Raw genomic sequence first — 16,171 nt, forward strand, 5'->3', positions numbered from 1 at the left:
CCCCTCCCGCGGAGACAGCCCGTCGGCGGGCGGCCGAAGAGAGCACCGCTCCACGGCGACCTCCGGTCGGCAACATTTCCATCGCGCCAGGAGCCAATCTGGCCAAAAGACTTCCGACGTGATGCGACATGTGAAATTTTACATGTCACACATCATCCGCCCGTGTATCCCAGCACGCGGCCACAACGGCCCCGGAGGCCCCCGCAGATGCATCCCTTCCGGATATCGAAGGCCAATACGCGCAGACTTCCCGCTCTGGGCGCAGCCGTCTTCATTGCGCTCGGCCTGTTCGCGCCACAGAGCCAGGCCGCCTCCGCCGGCGCCACGCCCCCGGCCGGTGCGTACGCACGGGGAACCGCGGCCCCGGCACCGCGGTCGATCCCGGTCCCCAAGTCGCCCGACGCGATGAGCAACGGCTCCCGCTTCCGGATCTCCTCGCAGGACAGTACCGAGGAGTCCGCCACCGCCCCCGCCCCGACCGTCAAGCCCGTACAGCCTGCCAAGTCCGGCAAGGACGGCCAGCGGTCCTCGGCCGCCGCCGGGGACGAGTGCGGTGACCTCTCCGGCGTGATCAACGCGACCGGCAGCACCCTGGTCCAGCAGCTCAAGGCGCTCCCCCGGATCACCTGTACGTACCCGCTGTTCGACCTCACCGGGGAGAACGCGCGCAAGGCCTTCAACGAAGCCCAGATGGTGACCGTCGCCAACGCGCTGCGCGACGCCTCCGCGACCTATTCGGGCAGCAACAGCGCCGCCGTCGGGCAGCTCGTGCTGTTCCTGCGGGCCGGCTACTACGTGCAGGACAACAACGGGGACGTCGTCGGCCCCTACGGCACGGCGCTCGACGGTGCCGCGCGCGGCGCGCTGGACGCCTTCTTCGCCTCCCCGCGCAGCAAGGACGTCACGGACGCGAACGGTGAGATCCTGGGCGAGGTCGTCACCCTGATCGACAGCACCCACGAGGCCGGCCGCTACGCGGGCGTCGTCAAGTGGATGCTCGGCAGCTACGACGGCACGTGGCCCGGCCAGATGAACCTCGCGATGCAGCACGTCGAGTGGGTCGTCGAGAACGGCTTCAAGGCCAAGAACGACGACCGCGGCTGGCGGGCCGCCCTCAAGGCCGACCCCGCCATCCTCGACACCTGGGCCGGATTCATCACGCGCAACAGCGCGCAGCTCAACCGCTTGGACGTCGTCAGCAACGTCGGCCGCTTCCTGGGCCACGCCCTCGACGTCCCCGAGCTCAAGGAGCGGGTCCGCCCGCTGCTGAAGGACCTGATCAACCGCTACCCGAACGTCGGCCCCACCGCGCCGATCACCATGAACCTGGGCTGGTACACGCGCCAGTACGACAGGAACAACTGCGCGGCCTACGCCATCTGCGACCTGGGCGAGCGCGTGCTCCCGGCCATCCTGCCGATCCAGCACACGTGCACCCCGGGCCTGAAGATCCGCGCCCAGGACATGTCCCCCGGGCAGTTGGCGAGCACCTGCACCAGCCTGGTCAACCAGGACGCCTACTTCCACCGGGTCATCGGCGACAAGGGCGCGATCCCCGGTGACGTGAACACCAACCTCGAGGTCGTCGTCTTCGACGACTACACCAACTACTCGCTGTACGCCTGGGCCATCTACAACATCGACGTCGACAACGGCGGCATGTACGAGGAGGGCAACCCGGCCGCCGCCGGCAACCAGGCCCGCTTCATCGCCCACGAAGCCCACTGGCTGCGCCCGGACTTCCAGATCTGGAACCTCAACCACGAGTACACCCACTACCTCGACGGCCGCTACAACATGGCCGGCGACTTCGAGGCCGGCATCGTGACGCCGACCATCTGGTGGGTCGAGGGCATCGCCGAGAACATCTCGTTCGGTTACCGGGGCGAGCGCAATGCCGACGCGATCGCCGAGGCCGGCAAGAAGACGTACAAGCTCAGCGACCTGTTCGACACCGTCTACGGCCAGGACGCGGACCCCGAGGTCAACTCGAACCGGGTCTACCGCTGGGGCTTCCTCGCGGTCCGCTACATGCTCCAGGCGCACCCCGCCGACGTCGAGACCGTGCTGGGCAAGTACCGCGCCGGTGACTGGAACGGCGCCCGCACCTTCCTGAAGCAGACCATCGGCACCACCTACGACGCCGGTTTCGCCACCTGGCTGACGACCGCCTGCGCGACCAACGACTGCGGCCCCCTGCCGGAGGCCCCGTCCACCCCGCTGTGCACCCTCGGCGACCCCCGCCAGTTCGACAAGAACTGCCGCCGGGACAACCTCGCGGCCGGCGCCGGGAACTACAGCTACCACTTCGTGTACCTGCCGGCCGGGGTCAAGCAGCTGACCATCACCAGCAGCGGTGGCGCCGGCAATGCCGACCTGTACTACGGCGGCAGCAGCTGGGCCACCACGAGCAGCTACCAGGCGAAGTCCACCAACGCCGGCAACGGCGAGACCCTGACGGTGGACAACCCGCCTTCCGGCTGGGTGTACTTCAGCCTCGCCGCAGCGCAGGACTTCAGCGGGGTGAGCGTCTCCACGCAGTCCAAGTGAGCCGGTCCGGGCCGGCCGAAGCCCCAGGTCGACGACCTGGGGCTTCTTCGCCCTGCGGGCGGGAGGTCTCAGCAGGTGAGCGTGACCTCGTGGACCACCGGGGCGGCCGCGCGGGGGAACGCGGCCACACCGAAGGTGCCACGGACGGTCGAACCGCACGGTGCGGTTCCGGCGGCAGCGCGTACCTCGAGGGTGGCGCCGGTGAAGAGGAGCGGCTTGACCTGCGTCTGCGGTGGGGCGGCTCCGACGACCTCCACGGACAGGGTGGTGAGCAACTCCTTGGCCGCGGGTTGCGCGTTGCCCGGGGAAGGCGGGCCGGCAAGTCCGACCTTCCCGTAGAAGGTGATGGTCGTACCGGTGACCTCCGCGCACACCCGTGTGGCCAGTCCGGCCTGGAGGCCGGAGTTCCCGCAGGAGGCGACCGTCTCGATCGGGTCCGCCGACGGGGCGGCGGCGGCCGGGGTGATCGTGCAGAGGGTCAGACCCATGGCAGTGGCTGCGAGCAGGGCTAAGCGGTTCATCGCGGTTCGTTCTCCTTGTCAGGGAGCACCGTTCAAGGGTTCTCGGCCGGTGCTTATGACATGTGATATTGCACATGTCATTGAAACGGAACATGTTCGCGATCTGAACTCCGCGAGGCCGCATCACGACACTCTCGACGGCCGGGATACGGCAGCAGGGCCCGGGCCGCGCATCGCGGTCCGGGCCCCCTTGCGGTGGCGCCTTGCGGCGGCAGTGCGTCAGCTCTGTGCGGTGGCGTCGTCCGCCGACCCGGCGCCCTCGGCTTCGCCCGCCTTCTCGCGCATCTTGCGCACCAGCTCGGCCTTCTGGTCGGCCGCACCCTGGCGGTCGAGGTTGCGGTGCGGCCCGTTGTTCTGCCGTTCGGCGCGGGACTGCCTCTTGCGCTGGCCGCCACCCTGGCCGACAGGGTTGTTGATGTTCTTGCTCACGGTCACGGGTTCTCCAGGTAATGGTGTGAAGTGATCTACGGATTCATCGGTGAGGGACGGGCGGCGACGTCGAAGAACGTCAGCAGAGGCCCATCACGCTCTCACTCGTAAATCGGCGTCTGGAAGAACATGACAACGTTACCCGCTTCCGTCGGCCCCGCGCACCAGCCCCTGACCAGCACCCGTCGGTGGTCTCCGCCCTCCTGGGGCGCGCAGGGTTACAGCGGGTCGCCGAGGGGTCCGTACTGCTCTTGGAGGTTCTCGGCCCAGTGGGCGGCGAAGTCCGGCTGTGTGCCGTCGGCATCGGTGAAGCCGTACTCCTCGTACAGGCCCCAGGTGGCCAGGGCCCGTCCGGTCTTGGCCATGATGTCGGGGTCGGCGGCCAGTGCGGCGACGGCCCGGCCGAGGTACGCCGGGGTCTCGGAGTGGGCGAAGTTCGGGTCCTGGGCCGCGCCGTCGCGCCAGTTGGCCTCGGTGACGCCGAAGTGCTCCAGCAGGGCTTCGGAGCGCAGGAAGCCGGGCGTGATGGCCACGGCCGCGACGCCGTGGGGCTTGAGCTCGGCGGCCTGGGCGACGGCGAGGCGGATGACCGCGGACTTCGCCAGGTCGTAGAAGAACGTGCCGCGGTAGCGGGCGGTGTTGCCGTCGGTGACCTCCACGACCAGGCCGCTCTTGCGTGCGACCATGAGGGGCAGCGCGAACCGGCTGGTGATCACGTGGGTCTCCACCGCCTGCCGCAGCAGCCGTAGACCGGTGTCCAGGTCCTGCTCCCACAAGGGGTGTTCCCAGTCGGTCAGCGGGTCTCCGCCCCATACGGAGTTCACCAGGACGTCGAGCCGTCCGTCCTGTTCGGCGGCGATCTTCTCGACGAGGGCCCGGACCTCGTCGGGACGGCTGTGGTCGGTTCGTACGGGAATGCCCAGGCCGCCTGCCGCGGTGACCGTCTCGGCGGTCTGCTCGATGGTTTCCGGGCGGTCCAGGTCGGAGCGCCCACCCGTACTGCTGCGGCCGGTGACGTACACCGTGGCGCCGACGGCTCCGAGCTCGACGGCGATGCCCCGCCCGCCGCCGCGGGTGCCGCCGGAAACCAGGGCCACCTTGCCGGCCAGCGGGAGTGCGTCCTTCTTCATGATTCCTCCGGGTCTCGGGCGTTTCGGGCGTCTCGGAGCGGAAGGTGAGGGGACAGCGCGGCGTCGAGCTCTTGTCGGAGCCGTTCTTCGAGGGTGCCTTCGCGTTCGAGCGCCCACGTCAGGCCCGCGCCGGCGATGACCGCCTGTACGGTGCGGGCCAGCGCCGCCGCATCGGTTTCGGGGCGGAGCTCGCCCGTACCGGTCGCCTCCGTCAGCAGTTCCTCGATCGCGCGCCGGTGAGTGCGGTGGATGGCCAGTGCACGCTCGTAGAGCTGCGGATCGGCAAGATCCATGCACAGGAACGCCAGATGATGGGCGAAGCTCTCCGGCGTGGCCATCACGGCCGCCGACTCCACCGTCAGCGCCGCCAAGGCCCCGAGCGCCGAGTCGTGCGACCGGCGCACTCGCCCGGCCGTGTCGGTCGCGTCCTTCTCGGACTGGTCGGCGAGGGCCAGGAGCAGACCGCGCTTGGAACCGAATCGCTGCACCAGGGTCCCCGGCACCAACCCGACTTCGCCGGCCACGGCGGCCAACGTGAGACCCGCCGGACCCACCCGCCCCATGACCTGCGCCGCCGCGCGCAGGATGACCACGTCCTCGACCCCTCGGGGACGTCCCACCACCGCCACCTCCGTAAGTAAATGCACGTTCATTTATTAAATCACGCAGGTTCTTCCCACGGCTACGGCGTGGGAAGAGGTGTCGGATTCCGGAAGGGACTTGCCCCCGCCCGGTCAGCGGCGGCCGGTGGCCAGGACGATGAGGAACTGGCCGCCACCGGCCTGGATGTCGGCGGTCACCGGCATCCCCGGTACCAGTCGGGAGAACCGGTCCACCAGCCAATCCGCCGCCTCCTGGGCGTCCTTCTTGGTCGGACAACGGCCCACCATCTCGCGGCCCCCCTTGCGCTCCAGCCTCTCGGCCACGGCGATCAGCGGCGCGGGTTCGACGACGTACAGGCGCTCGGGCCAGGCGATGACCACCTTGACGGCGCCCTTGCGGGTGTTGCACCCGCGGTGCGCGAGCCGCTCGGCGACCTTCGCCTTCCGGTCGGCCGTCCGGCTGTCGACACTGGGCCCCCGCGGGTCGTTCACCGATTCGTCGGGGTCGACCGGTTCGTCACACACCCAGCACCGCCAGCCGTCACGTTCGGCCACATCATCAAGGAGACTCATCCGAGCAAAGTACCTGCCCGGCCGCCACCCCGCGCACCAGGGCCCCGGCCCTGAGGGGAGGCGGAGGGGGCGCGACGGCTCAGGTCGGCGGCCGGGGTGGTGGGGTCATCGCCCATCGGATCGACCGCGTGAGGGCCTGGCCGGACAGGCGTACGCAAGTGTCCACCGGGGCGGTTGCGGAGCGCAGGCCGAGCATGCCCGGCGCCCACGGGGGCAACAGGGCGATCGCGTTCGCGGCGAGCAGCGCGTACGGAGCCCGGGCCGGCCAGGGCAGCGGTGGGTGACGGAGGAGGAAGCGCGCTGCTTCGAGCGCTTCGGGCGTGGCCCGCAACTCCGGCCGGTATGCGGCCAGAAGGGCCAGGAGCGAGGACCGGTCGCGGGGTGGGTCCACCACGCCGAGAGCTGCTGCCACCCTCGCGGTGTCCGCGACGTAGGCGTCGTATCCGGCTGCGTCCCACGGGTGCGCACCGAAGCGTTCGTGTGCGCGGAGGAAGCTGTCGACCTCCGCCGCGTGCACCCAGCCCAGCAGGTGGGGATCGGCTGCGCAGTAGGGCTCGCCCTCCGGCGTGGTGCCCCGCACCCGCTCGTGGACCGCTCGGACGCCGTCGACGGCGAGCTGCGCGTCCTGCGCCGTGCCGTAGGTGGTGACGGCGAGGAAGGTGCTGGTGCGCTGGAGCCTGCCCCAGGGGTCGCCGCGGAAGCCGGAGTGCGCCGCCACGGCGGTCATGGCGAGGGGGTGCAGGGACTGCAGCAGGAGGGCGCTGAGGCCTCCGATGAACATCGAGGCGTCGCCGTGGACCGTGCGGATGGGGCGGTCGGGGCCGAACCAGCGGGGGCCGGGTGTGGTGTGGATCCGTGCGCGGTTGACGGGGCCCGACGGTCCCGCCACCCGACTGAACAGCGTCGAGCCGAGTCGGCCCCGTAGGGTCCGGTCGCCGGCAGAGGACTTGTCCATGGTGGTGTCCTGCCCGCCCGGACCCCGGTTCAATGCTTCGGCCGGGTCCGGGCGGAACGCCTCGGGAGGAACCACTCGGAGGGGAACGCCTCCGGTGGATGGGTCAGTGGTGTTCGTCCTTGTCCGTGGCGCGGCTGAGCGCGCCGGGCCACCATGCGGCCGGGCCGATGTCCCGGACGAGGGCCGGTACCAGGAGGGACCGGACGACGAGCGTGTCGAGGAGTACGCCGAAGGCCACGATGAAGGCGATCTGGAGCATGAAGGCCAGCGGGATGACGCCGAGCGCGGCGAACGTGGCGGCGAGGACGACACCCGCGGAGGTGATCACGCCGCCGGTGGCCACCAGCCCTCGCAGTACTCCCCGACGGGTGCCGTGCAGAAGGGACTCCTCGCGGACACGGGTCATCAGGAAGATGTTGTAGTCGACCCCGAGGGCCACGAGGAAGACGAAGCCGTAGAGCGGTACGGAGGAGTCGGTCCCGCTGAAGCCGAGGAGCTGCTGGAACACGACCGCGGAGATGCCCAGGGTCGCGACGAAGCTGAGGGCGACGGTGGCGACCAGGAGGAGGGGCATCAGCACCGAACGCAGCAGCCCTACGAGGATGATCAGGATGATCACCAGGACGACGGGGATGATGAGCGTACGGTCCTGCTCGGCGGTGCGCTGGGTGTCGTACTGCTGCGCGCTGTATCCGCCGACGATCGCGTCCGCGTCCGGTACGGCGTGGAGTGCCTGACGCAGTCGGACGACGGTCTGCTGCGCCGCCCTGTTGTCCGAGGCTGCTTCGAGCGTGGCGTCGAGGCGGACCCTCCCGTCCGCCACGAGCGGTGCGCCGCCCGCCGGCCCCGGTGCGGTGAAGGGGGTGACCGCGGCGACGCCTTCGGTACGCTCGGCGGCCCGTGTGACCTGGTCGAGCCGGTCGGCGTCCGCGATCACGACGGCCGGATTGCCCGATCCGCCGGGGAAGTGCTCGCTCAGGGTCTGCTGGGCGGCCACCGACGGGGCGTCGTTCACGAAGATTTCGTCCAGTGGCACGCCCTTGGCGTTGAGCGTGGGGGCGAAGGCTGCGCAGGCCAGGAGGACGGCGAGGCTGAGGGCCCAGACCTTGCGCGGGACACGGTCCACCACGGCCGCCACCGTCGTCCAGATTCCGTGGCCGGCACCGTCCTCGGCGGTGTGGCCGATCTTGGCGGGCCAGTAGGCGGCGCGGCCCAGCAGGACGAGGACGGCGGGCAGGAAGGTGAGGGTGCTCAGCACCGCGCACACGATGCCGATCGCCCCCACCGGGCCGAGGGCGCGGTTGTTGGTGAGGTCGCTCAGCAGCAGGGCGAGCAGGCCGAGGGCGACGGTGCCCGCGCTCGCCGTGATGGGGCCGACCGACCGGCGCAGGGCGGCCCGTACGGCGGCGAACCGGTCCGCGCGGGCCTGGAGCTCCTCGCGGAAGCGTGCCGTGAGCAGAAGGGCGTAGTCCGTGGCCGCGCCGATCACGAGGATCGAGAGGATGCCCTGCACCTGCCCGTCGACGCGGACGATTCCGCGGTCGGCCAGCACGTAGACGATCGCGCAGGCGAGTCCCAGGGCGAACACGGCCCCGACGATGATCACCACGGGGAGCAGCAGGCTGCGGTAGACCAGCAGGAGGATCAGCAGGACGGCGATGAGGGCAACGGCCAGCAGGAGTCCGTCGATTCCGGCGAAGGCATCGGCAAGATCGGCCTGGCTCGCCGCGGGACCGGCCAACTGCGCAACGGTGCCCGGGACCTTCGCCGCGGCCGCCGCGATCTCCTCCAGGGTGCGGGGCAGCTCCTCCCCGAGGTCGGGTTCGAGCTGTACGACGCCTTGCAGGGCCCGGCCGTCGGCGGAGAGGACGGCGGCGGAGGCGGCCGGGGCAGGGCCCGGCGGCAGGCCGGCGCCGCTCAGACCGGCCAGGGCCCGCGTGGCGTCCTCCTGCTGCCGGGGTCCCAGCTTCGCGCCCGGTGTCTTCGCCGTCCACACGACGATCACCGGCAGGCTCTCGTCCTGCCGGAAGGCCTTCTGCGCCTCGACGACCCGGGTGGACTCGGCGCTGCGGGGCAGGAAGGCGGTCTGGTCGTTGGTGGCCACCTCGCCGAGCTTCCCCGCGTACGGGCCCAGCCCGCCTCCGACGAGCAGCCATGCGACGACGAGGACGACAGGAATCAGCCATCGGGTGAACCGTGGTGAGGCAGACATGGCGCTCCCGGGTATCGATCTATCTCGACAGTTAACAATCTCAATGATTGAGATAGATTAGACGACCGGCGCTACTGCGTCAGCCAGGAGGGGCGTGGCCGGCGGTGTTGCTCGTACACCCCTGTTGTTCGCCGGGAAGGGCCGGTACGGATGCGGACCGGCGGAGAAATCAGCGCCCCGGAGCTCGCAGGTCGCCGAGTTCCTCGTTCATGGCGGCGAGGAACCGCAGGGCGACCGCGAGTTCCTCCTCGCTGAATCGCTGTCGTGCGCTGTCCGTGGCGTCGGCCAGGGGCATGAACGACGAACGTGCCGCAGCCCTGCCTTGCTCCGCGTAGCGGATGTGGATGACGCGGCGGTCCTCGCTCTCCCTGGAGCGGGTGATGTGCCCGGCGCGCTCCAGTCTGTCGAGGCAGGCCGTGACGGCGCCCGAGGTGAGGCCGAGGTGCTCGCGCAGCCGGCCGGGGGTGAGGGGCTCGGCGCTGTCGAGGATGACGGACAGGGCCTGGACGTCCGTCGGGTGCAGCCCCTGGCCATGCGCGAACCCGTGGACCAGCCGGTTGATCTCGCCGTTCAACCGTCTCAATTGCACGGCGAACGCATGGAGACTCACCTCGCCGTTCCCTTCCGGGACACCTCCGCTGGAATTTCGCACATCCGTATTGGCCACCGGGTCAGCGTATAGAAGGAGGGCCGCAGCGCTCGTCACGACCGTGGACGCAACGCCCACGAGCCCCGCCATGTCGCCCTCCCCCGCACTCGGCGTGACCGGTGAATCGGGCAGGCGATAGAGGGGGCCCAGCAGCAGCACCGCGTCGAACGACGCGTCTTCATGGTCCAACTGCCGAGCGTCCCCGATGAATGCCTTCAGCCCTAGGTCGCGGGCGTGGCGGACGTGCTTCTCCACGGGGTCGATCACGGTGACCAGGTAGCCGTCGTCCGTGAGCCACCGGGCGTGCACGCCCGGGCCACCGCCGACGTCCAAGACGTCCGCCGGCGGGGCCGGAGGGTGACGACGCAACAACTCCTGGGTCCGGACCACCTCGAGCGTCCCGATCGTGCGGCCCGAAGTGAGACGGGCGGCCTCGTCGCCGCCGCCGTAGAAGGCGGTGATCTCCGCAAGCAGCGCCACGTCGACCTCCCGCGGGACGAGCCGGCCATCCCTCCGAGAATGCCACCGCCTGCTGCAGGACCGCCACCCGCGGCGTCCGGCGGCCCCGCTACTGGCGTCCCGCAGCCGGTCCTTGTGCGTAGGGCCGCAGGGCGTCGCGGAGGCGGGAGGCCTGGGTGACCAGGCGGGAGCGGCCGGGTCGGGAGGCCGCCTCGGCCAGGCCCACGGGCTCGGGCGACGCCGCTCCCGACTGCTCCACGCAGTCGGCTGCCGTCGCGAGGAGGTCCCCGGCGCCCCTCGGGTCGGCCGTGCCGGTGAGCAGCACGGGGAGCACGGCGGCCAGGACGGCCCAGGTGGTCGCGCAGGCGCCGGTCGCGGCGGCGGTGCGCAGCGAGTCGGCTAGCCGGTTGGGTTTGACCGTGCCCAGGTTCAGGAGTTCGCCCAGGTCGCTGCCCAGGCGCCCTGCGTCCAGTTCCTCCCGGGCCGCGAGGGTGAGCAGCGCGTCCACGGCCCGGAGCCGGTCCTCCGGGTGGCGGGCGCCGAGGCCGGTGGCCACGGCGAGGTGCAGGGCCGGCCCGGCGGGTCCGCCGGCCGCGGCGAGCCCCGGGAGCGCGGCGAGGCCGCCGCGTCCTTCGTGGACGGCGCAGGCCGTGACCTCGGGGAGCCACCAGGCGGCCAGGGTTTCCCGGTCCTCGGGCCAGGCCGCGATCAGCAGGGCGTCGTCCGCTCCGTCCCAGCACCGGTCGGTGGCCTTGCGGGCTTGCGCCAGTTCGCGGAACGCGGCCGGGAACTCCCGCAGCAGGATCGTGCGTTCCGCCGTGTCGAGCACGAGGTGCGCGGGGGTTTCGCCGTACGCGTACGGCACGGCCGACGCGGTGCGGCGGGTGATGGCCGCGGGCTCTCCGGCCTCTCCGAGCCAGGCCGCCAGCCTGTCCCCCTCCGGTGTGCCCAGGTCGACTGCGGCAGGAGCGGCGGCGGGGTCACGGCGTACCCGGAGCAGGGCCTGCGCGAAGTCCACCGGGGCGGGCTGCTCACCGAGGCCCCGGTACTCGGCGAGGCGTTCGACGAGCACCCCGGGCTCCAGGGTGCCGGTCTGCCCGGTGGGCGTGGCGAGCAGGAAGGGCAGCGGCCGGGTCGTGATGTGCCGGGCCGCCTCGACCAGGCGGGCGTGGCGGGCGACGGTGAACGCCGTGTGGTGGCAGTCGCTGCGCCAGCTCGCGAGCGCCTCCGGCTCCTCCCCCGTCGGATGGGCGTCCAGGACGGCCGCGGCGACGTGCGCGAGTCCGGCCAGGTCGCCGCCGTACCGGCGGGACCGGCCGGGGTCGAGCCACCACTGGTCGGCGAGCGCCGGGCGCAGCGCTTCGGCGAGGGCCGCGCGGTCGCGGTGCGCGTGGCGGACCAGGCCGTCCAGGGCTCGCTCGAACTCCTCGACGCTCGTGGTACGGGAGTTGACGACGGCAGCGACGAGTTCCGCGGTCTCCTCGACCGTCCCGGGAACCGGGGCGAGCGGGACGGCAGCCGGGGGCGGCGGCAGGATCTCCCGGTAGGGAGCGGTCTCCTCGGCGGGCGCGGCCGCGTCCTGCCCGAGGAGTTCCACGGCACGGGCCCGGTGTGCCGGGCTCAGCGACAGGGCCTGCTCGGCGAGTTCGGCGCGCAGGGCGGGATCGTCGGTGAGGTGAACGCCGGTCAGCTTGAGCGCCCGCTCCTGGATGTCGGTGTCGGGGTGCCCGAAGGCTTCGCCGAGCACCGGCAGCAGCTCGGGGGCGGCCGCCGGGTCACGGCGCAGCTCCTTGCCGATCAGCACCAGTTGGGCGCGGACGAGCTTCTTCTCGGGACGGAAGAGGACGGCTGCCGACATCTCGGCCAGCAGTCCGGGGGTGAGGTGGCCGGCCGCGGCGAGCCGGGCGAGTATCTGCTGGGCGTACCCGGCCACCGGGGACGGGGCGTCGGCGGTCAGCGCGATCCAGTCGGCGGCACGCTCGCGCTCTTCCTCCTCGGTCGGACGGAGCGCCTGCCAGATGGCCTGGTAGGGCTTGAGCTGGTTGTACTTGCCGCCGCGCAGCAGGCGGGCCGTACATCCGTCGAGGAGGACGGTACGGTCCACGATGCCGTCCGCCGCCAGGCCGGCCAGGGCTGCCGGCCAGTGGTGGGGATCGTCCGGGTCGCAGCGCCAGCCGAGGAAACGGACCGGCTCGGCGGTCTCGAAGAGGCACGGCACGAGGGTGCTGACGTGGGGGTCGCGGCGCAAGGCGAGGGCGAGCGGGGTGCGGGAGGTGCCCACGGCCGCCGCCCAGCCCTCGACGCAGCCGTCGGTGGTGGGCATCGGACAGCCGGCGAGCCGGACGAGTTCGCTGATCAGCGGGTAGTCCTGCTCGACGGTGGAGGCCCGGGCGGCCAGCCGGTGGGCGAGGTCGCCGAGCCATTGCGCGTCCCGGTCGGCCAGGACGTCGAGCATGACGCCGACGGGCACCTGCTGCCAGCGGCGCATGTCCCGGGCGCCGATCCAGGCGGCGGCTGCTGCCGCACCGGTGTGGCAGCCGGCTCCGGCGACCACCAGGGCCGGACTCATCAGATCCCGCTGCTGCCAGCCGTCCCAGCCCTGGGCTCGCAGTTCACCGCGCAACTCCTTCAGACCGACGAGCAGCTCCCGGCGCTGCGCAGGGTCCAACAGCTTGAGCCGGCCGGGCAGTTCGGCAGTACGGCCCTTTCGTACCGCCTCGAGGGCGCCGTCGGCGTAAGCCTGTTCGGGGGCGGAGGTGAGGTTCATCGTGCGGCTCCGGTGGAAGCGGTGCTGGTGGAAGCGGTGCCGGTGGCATGGGCGGCAGTGGGGGCGGTGGCGGCTCGGAGAGCCATCCGGGTGGCGAGGGCATGCTTGCAAGGGCCGCGGCGGCCCCGATGGTCGGCCCACCACTGGCAGGTGCAACTGAGGGCGCCTCCGGACTCCCGTACCTGGTAGCGGCGTTCACCGGAGGCCACGACGGAGATGCCGCAGCCGTCCAGGGTGACCGCGCCGGCCGTGAGCAGCGCGCGGGCGGCGACGAGGCGCGGGTTGTGGCGCTCGGCTCGCCGGGCGTCGTAGGGCAGCTCCCGGTGGAAGTAGGCGGCTTCGGCGATGTCATAGCCGACCCTTCCGGCGGTGCCGAGGCGGGTGAGTGCGGCTCGGACCCGTTCGACCGGGAGGCCCGACTGGTCGGCGAGGTCGGCCGGGTCGATGCGCGGTTCCCAGGCGAGCAGGACGGAGATCAGCTCGGCGTCCTCGGCCGCCGCATCGGTCGCGAGGGCCTCCAGGACGGCGCCTTCGCCGGAGAATCCGCGGTCTGCCTCCGGGGAGAGGGTGAGGGTGAGCCGCATGCCGGGCAGGCCTATCTCCCACGCGGAGGCGGTGGGGTTGGCGCCGTCCACCGCGGGACCGTACACGCGCAGGCCGGTGGCCTGTCGCAGTACCCGCTGGAGGGCGGCGAGGCGCTCGGGGCCGGGCAGGCAGACCGCGCCGGGGACGGGCCGGGTGGTGGGGCGCAGGGTACGGCCCGCGGGGACCACCCACAGCGGGCCGCCCGCGGCTCCGCCGCCCGCCGGGGTGCGCGGGAGGGAGCGCAGGAATCGGGCCGTCTCGGTGGGGCCCAGTTCGGCACGCAGGTCGAACCCGGTGGTGATGGCCTGGGACTCGGCGAAGCCGCGCAGCCAGCGGTCGGGCAGCGGCACCTTCTTCTCGACGACCGCGCCGTGCAGGGTGGTGACGGCCATCTCGTCGGGGCCGACCCGCAGGTGCAGCGGATCGTCTCCGGTGAGCCGGGACAGCGCCTCGCGCAGCGGGTTGTTGACGTCGACGTTGGTGGTGCCGTGGCCGGTGTCGGCGCCGCGCAGGCCCTCGGGCAGCACGTCGAGCCGGGCGTACACACCACAGCAACCGGAGAAGGATTCGAAGCGCAACCGGTCGCCGTTGCCGGTGACCACCGGATCGAGCGAGGCCCGCAGGGTGCGGCGGTAGTAGCGGGCCGCGGCCACGTCCGCGACGGCAAGCAGCGCACGTGCGGCCGCCTGAGGGGCACTCAGGAACCCGGCGAAGAACTGCGGGTGGGCCTCGGCCCCGGCCGGGGTCAGACCGCCCGCGGTCTCCAGGCCGAGAGACCGGCCCGTCCCTGCGGAGGCCAGCGAGGAGGGGCGCGCGTAGGCGAAGGTGTGTGCGGTTCGCGTCATGAACGGGACGTTAGGCGGAGCCACTGACAACGCCGCCGAGGCAGTGGACAACGCGGGCGCCGCAGCGCCCGCACGTCAGCTGCATGGCGTCCTCAACGCGGGCGGCCGCGCCGAGTTGGAGGCCGGAGACCGCCCCGGCCGCCGCCTATAAGGGCTCCTATACGAGCTCCTCGTACAGCTCGATCTCGAAGGGCCCGCGACCACCTACCAGTTCGAGACGCTTCTCCATGGCGGCGAACCACTGGTCCAGGTCCGCATCGGAGTCGTGAAAGAACCAAGAGTCGAAGCTTCCCGCAGCATCCAGGGCGGGTTCGGGCTCGAAGCGGAGTTCGCAGTGGACCTGTACGTAGTGGTCGTGCTCGCCGTCGTCATCGTTGACGCCGAACTGCCGGGTGAGGTCCAGCGTGAACATCGGTCGCCCGGTGAAGGCGTACGTACCGTACTGGAAGAGCAAGCCGTCGGACTCGGGGGTCGGCACTGCGCCGAAGCGGAGCTGCGCGAATCGCACCCAGGCCAGCCATGCAGCTCGAGTGGTCGACTCGGCCGTCGTCGCTCGGCCCACAACCAGCTCGCCACGCAGCAGGGCGAGGGCGTCCTCTCGCCGTTGTTTCTTGGGCACGCCGGCTCTCCTCGCATCGTGAATCAGCACCTTAGCGTCGTGGAGATGGTCCACATCCCGCTCTGGTCACGGAGGCGCCCGCCAAAGGGTGGGCGGCGCGAGAATTCGCTTGGCGGGCCGGGGCGAGCGCTGATAGCTTCCCGGAGACCGTGCAAGAGAACGAGGAGGTGGTACCCGTGAACGCAGTATCGACATGGGTGCTCCCCTCCGGGGTCACGGTCGGACGCTAGGTCGTCCGGGAGCGCCACTCTGTGCACTCCCGAAAGGCGCGACCATGGAATTCACTTCTGCGCAGCGTCTTGACGACGGCGTCCTCGAGCGCGATTTCACGCTCGGCGAGATCCCCGGCACCCTGTGGACGCCTGAATCCGCCGTACCGGTCCCGCTGATCCTGATGGCCCACAACAACGGCCTGCCGCGGAACCAATCCCGGCTGGTGGTCCGGGCCCGGCACTCCGCGGCGTCCGGCTACGCGGTGGCCACCATCGACGCCGCCGGGTGCGGTGACCGGCCCCGTTCCGCCGCCGACGAGCAGGCTCGCGACGACCTTCGCCGGGCGATGCAGGCCGGCGAGCCGGTCGACGAGATCTTCGAGTCCCTGGTCGGCTCGCTGGTCGAGAAGGCGGTCCCGGAATGGCGGACCACCCTGGACGCCGTCCTGGCGCTGCCCGAGATCGGCGGCCCGGTCGGGTACTCGGGATGGACCGCCGTCGGCATCCGCCTGGCGGCGGTCGAGCCGCGCATCGCCGCCGCCGGCTTCTTCGCCGGGGGTTTCGTGCCCCGCGCGCAGCGCGAGGAGGCCCGGCAGGTCACCGTTCCGCTGCTCTTGCTGCTGCAGTGGGACGACGAGGGGAACCCCCGGCAGCGGGCCCTGGACCTGTTCGACGCATTCGGCAGCAAGGAGAAGACGCTGCACGCCAATCTGGGCGGGCACACCGGCACCCCGTGGTTCGAGGTGGAGGACGGCAACCGGTTCTTCGACCGGCACCTGAAGTGACACCGGGCCGCCAAACCGGCGCCACACGGTAGCCGGCTCCGCCCGGCAAACGCAGAGCCGCCCCGACCGCGACGACACCACCCTTCGGCGGTACCGGCCGGTCGGGGCGGGGCCGATCGTTTCCTCTGCCCCGCACGGGGATGTTCCCCCGCCCCCGGAGAGGCAATGCCCGAACACGTGCGAAGTGACGCCCGTCGGTGCGTACGGCCGTCCGAATCCGTGCGGCGGGCTAGGGCCTGTCGTCAAACTCCCGTCGTCGCCCGAAGGGCGGCCTCGGG

Annotated in this window: 14 protein-coding genes and 1 pseudogene; 3 read left to right on the plus strand and 12 right to left on the minus strand. The window is 71.6% G+C overall.

Annotated elements, in window-relative coordinates; all coding sequences use genetic code 11:
- Positions 1–207 precede the first annotated feature (207 nt).
- A complete protein-coding gene (locus ACFVX6_RS14145; RefSeq protein ID WP_389691142.1) occupies positions 208–2,550 on the plus strand; it encodes a collagenase in 2,343 nt (780 codons plus the stop codon).
- 68 nt (positions 2,551–2,618) lie between these two features.
- Here ACFVX6_RS14145 and ACFVX6_RS14150 read toward each other — a convergent pair whose 3' ends face one another.
- The 11 genes and pseudogenes from ACFVX6_RS14150 to ACFVX6_RS14200 all read right to left on the minus strand — a co-directional run bounded on the left by ACFVX6_RS14150 (position 2,619) and on the right by ACFVX6_RS14200 (position 14,277).
- Positions 2,619–3,071, minus strand: a complete 453-nt coding sequence (locus ACFVX6_RS14150) for a hypothetical protein (protein WP_389691144.1) — start codon at positions 3,069–3,071, stop codon at positions 2,619–2,621.
- A 219-nt stretch (positions 3,072–3,290) separates the two neighbouring features.
- Complete coding sequence (locus tag ACFVX6_RS14155; RefSeq protein WP_389691146.1) at positions 3,291–3,506, minus strand: DUF6243 family protein; 216 nt, start codon at positions 3,504–3,506, stop codon at positions 3,291–3,293.
- A 212-nt stretch (positions 3,507–3,718) separates the two neighbouring features.
- Positions 3,719–4,630: an SDR family oxidoreductase gene (locus ACFVX6_RS14160; protein ID WP_389691148.1), complete on the minus strand. Its 912-nt coding sequence runs from the start codon at positions 4,628–4,630 to the stop codon at positions 3,719–3,721.
- Positions 4,627–5,250, minus strand: coding sequence for a TetR/AcrR family transcriptional regulator (locus ACFVX6_RS14165; RefSeq protein ID WP_389691150.1), 624 nt, complete (start codon positions 5,248–5,250; stop codon positions 4,627–4,629). Before ACFVX6_RS14165 ends, ACFVX6_RS14160 begins: the two co-directional genes overlap by 4 nt.
- Before the next feature lie 114 nt (positions 5,251–5,364).
- Positions 5,365–5,805, minus strand: coding sequence for a hypothetical protein (locus ACFVX6_RS14170; RefSeq protein ID WP_389691152.1), 441 nt, complete (start codon positions 5,803–5,805; stop codon positions 5,365–5,367).
- Between the two features lie 79 nt (positions 5,806–5,884).
- Complete coding sequence (locus ACFVX6_RS14175; protein WP_389691154.1) at positions 5,885–6,760, minus strand: oxygenase MpaB family protein; 876 nt, start codon at positions 6,758–6,760, stop codon at positions 5,885–5,887.
- Between the two features lie 103 nt (positions 6,761–6,863).
- Positions 6,864–8,972: an MMPL family transporter gene (locus ACFVX6_RS14180; RefSeq protein ID WP_389691156.1), complete on the minus strand. Its 2,109-nt coding sequence runs from the start codon at positions 8,970–8,972 to the stop codon at positions 6,864–6,866.
- A 169-nt stretch (positions 8,973–9,141) separates the two neighbouring features.
- Positions 9,142–9,639, minus strand: coding sequence for a MarR family winged helix-turn-helix transcriptional regulator (locus ACFVX6_RS14185; protein WP_389691174.1), 498 nt, complete (start codon positions 9,637–9,639; stop codon positions 9,142–9,144).
- 123 nt (positions 9,640–9,762) lie between these two features.
- A pseudogene (locus ACFVX6_RS14190) lies at positions 9,763–10,101 on the minus strand (class I SAM-dependent methyltransferase); the annotation flags it as partial.
- Between the two features lie 88 nt (positions 10,102–10,189).
- Positions 10,190–12,847: a DUF6493 family protein gene (locus tag ACFVX6_RS14195; RefSeq protein WP_389691158.1), complete on the minus strand. Its 2,658-nt coding sequence runs from the start codon at positions 12,845–12,847 to the stop codon at positions 10,190–10,192.
- Complete coding sequence (locus ACFVX6_RS14200; RefSeq protein WP_389691160.1) at positions 12,844–14,277, minus strand: SWIM zinc finger family protein; 1,434 nt, start codon at positions 14,275–14,277, stop codon at positions 12,844–12,846. Before ACFVX6_RS14200 ends, ACFVX6_RS14195 begins: the two co-directional genes overlap by 4 nt.
- Here ACFVX6_RS14200 and ACFVX6_RS14205 point away from each other — a divergent pair.
- A complete protein-coding gene (locus ACFVX6_RS14205) occupies positions 14,276–14,428 on the plus strand; it encodes a hypothetical protein (RefSeq protein ID WP_389691162.1) in 153 nt (50 codons plus the stop codon). The genes ACFVX6_RS14200 and ACFVX6_RS14205 overlap by 2 nt on opposite strands.
- Before the next feature lie 6 nt (positions 14,429–14,434).
- Here ACFVX6_RS14205 and ACFVX6_RS14210 read toward each other — a convergent pair whose 3' ends face one another.
- Complete coding sequence (locus tag ACFVX6_RS14210) at positions 14,435–14,896, minus strand: hypothetical protein (protein WP_389691164.1); 462 nt, start codon at positions 14,894–14,896, stop codon at positions 14,435–14,437.
- 274 nt (positions 14,897–15,170) lie between these two features.
- Between ACFVX6_RS14210 and ACFVX6_RS14215 the strand changes: the two genes are divergently transcribed.
- A complete protein-coding gene (locus tag ACFVX6_RS14215; RefSeq protein ID WP_389691166.1) occupies positions 15,171–15,893 on the plus strand; it encodes an alpha/beta hydrolase in 723 nt (240 codons plus the stop codon).
- The last annotated feature ends 278 nt before the right edge of the window (positions 15,894–16,171 follow it).

The organism is Streptomyces sp. NPDC058289, assembly GCF_042880975.1.
GTDB lineage: Bacteria > Actinomycetota > Actinomycetes > Streptomycetales > Streptomycetaceae > Streptomyces > Streptomyces stoeckheimensis.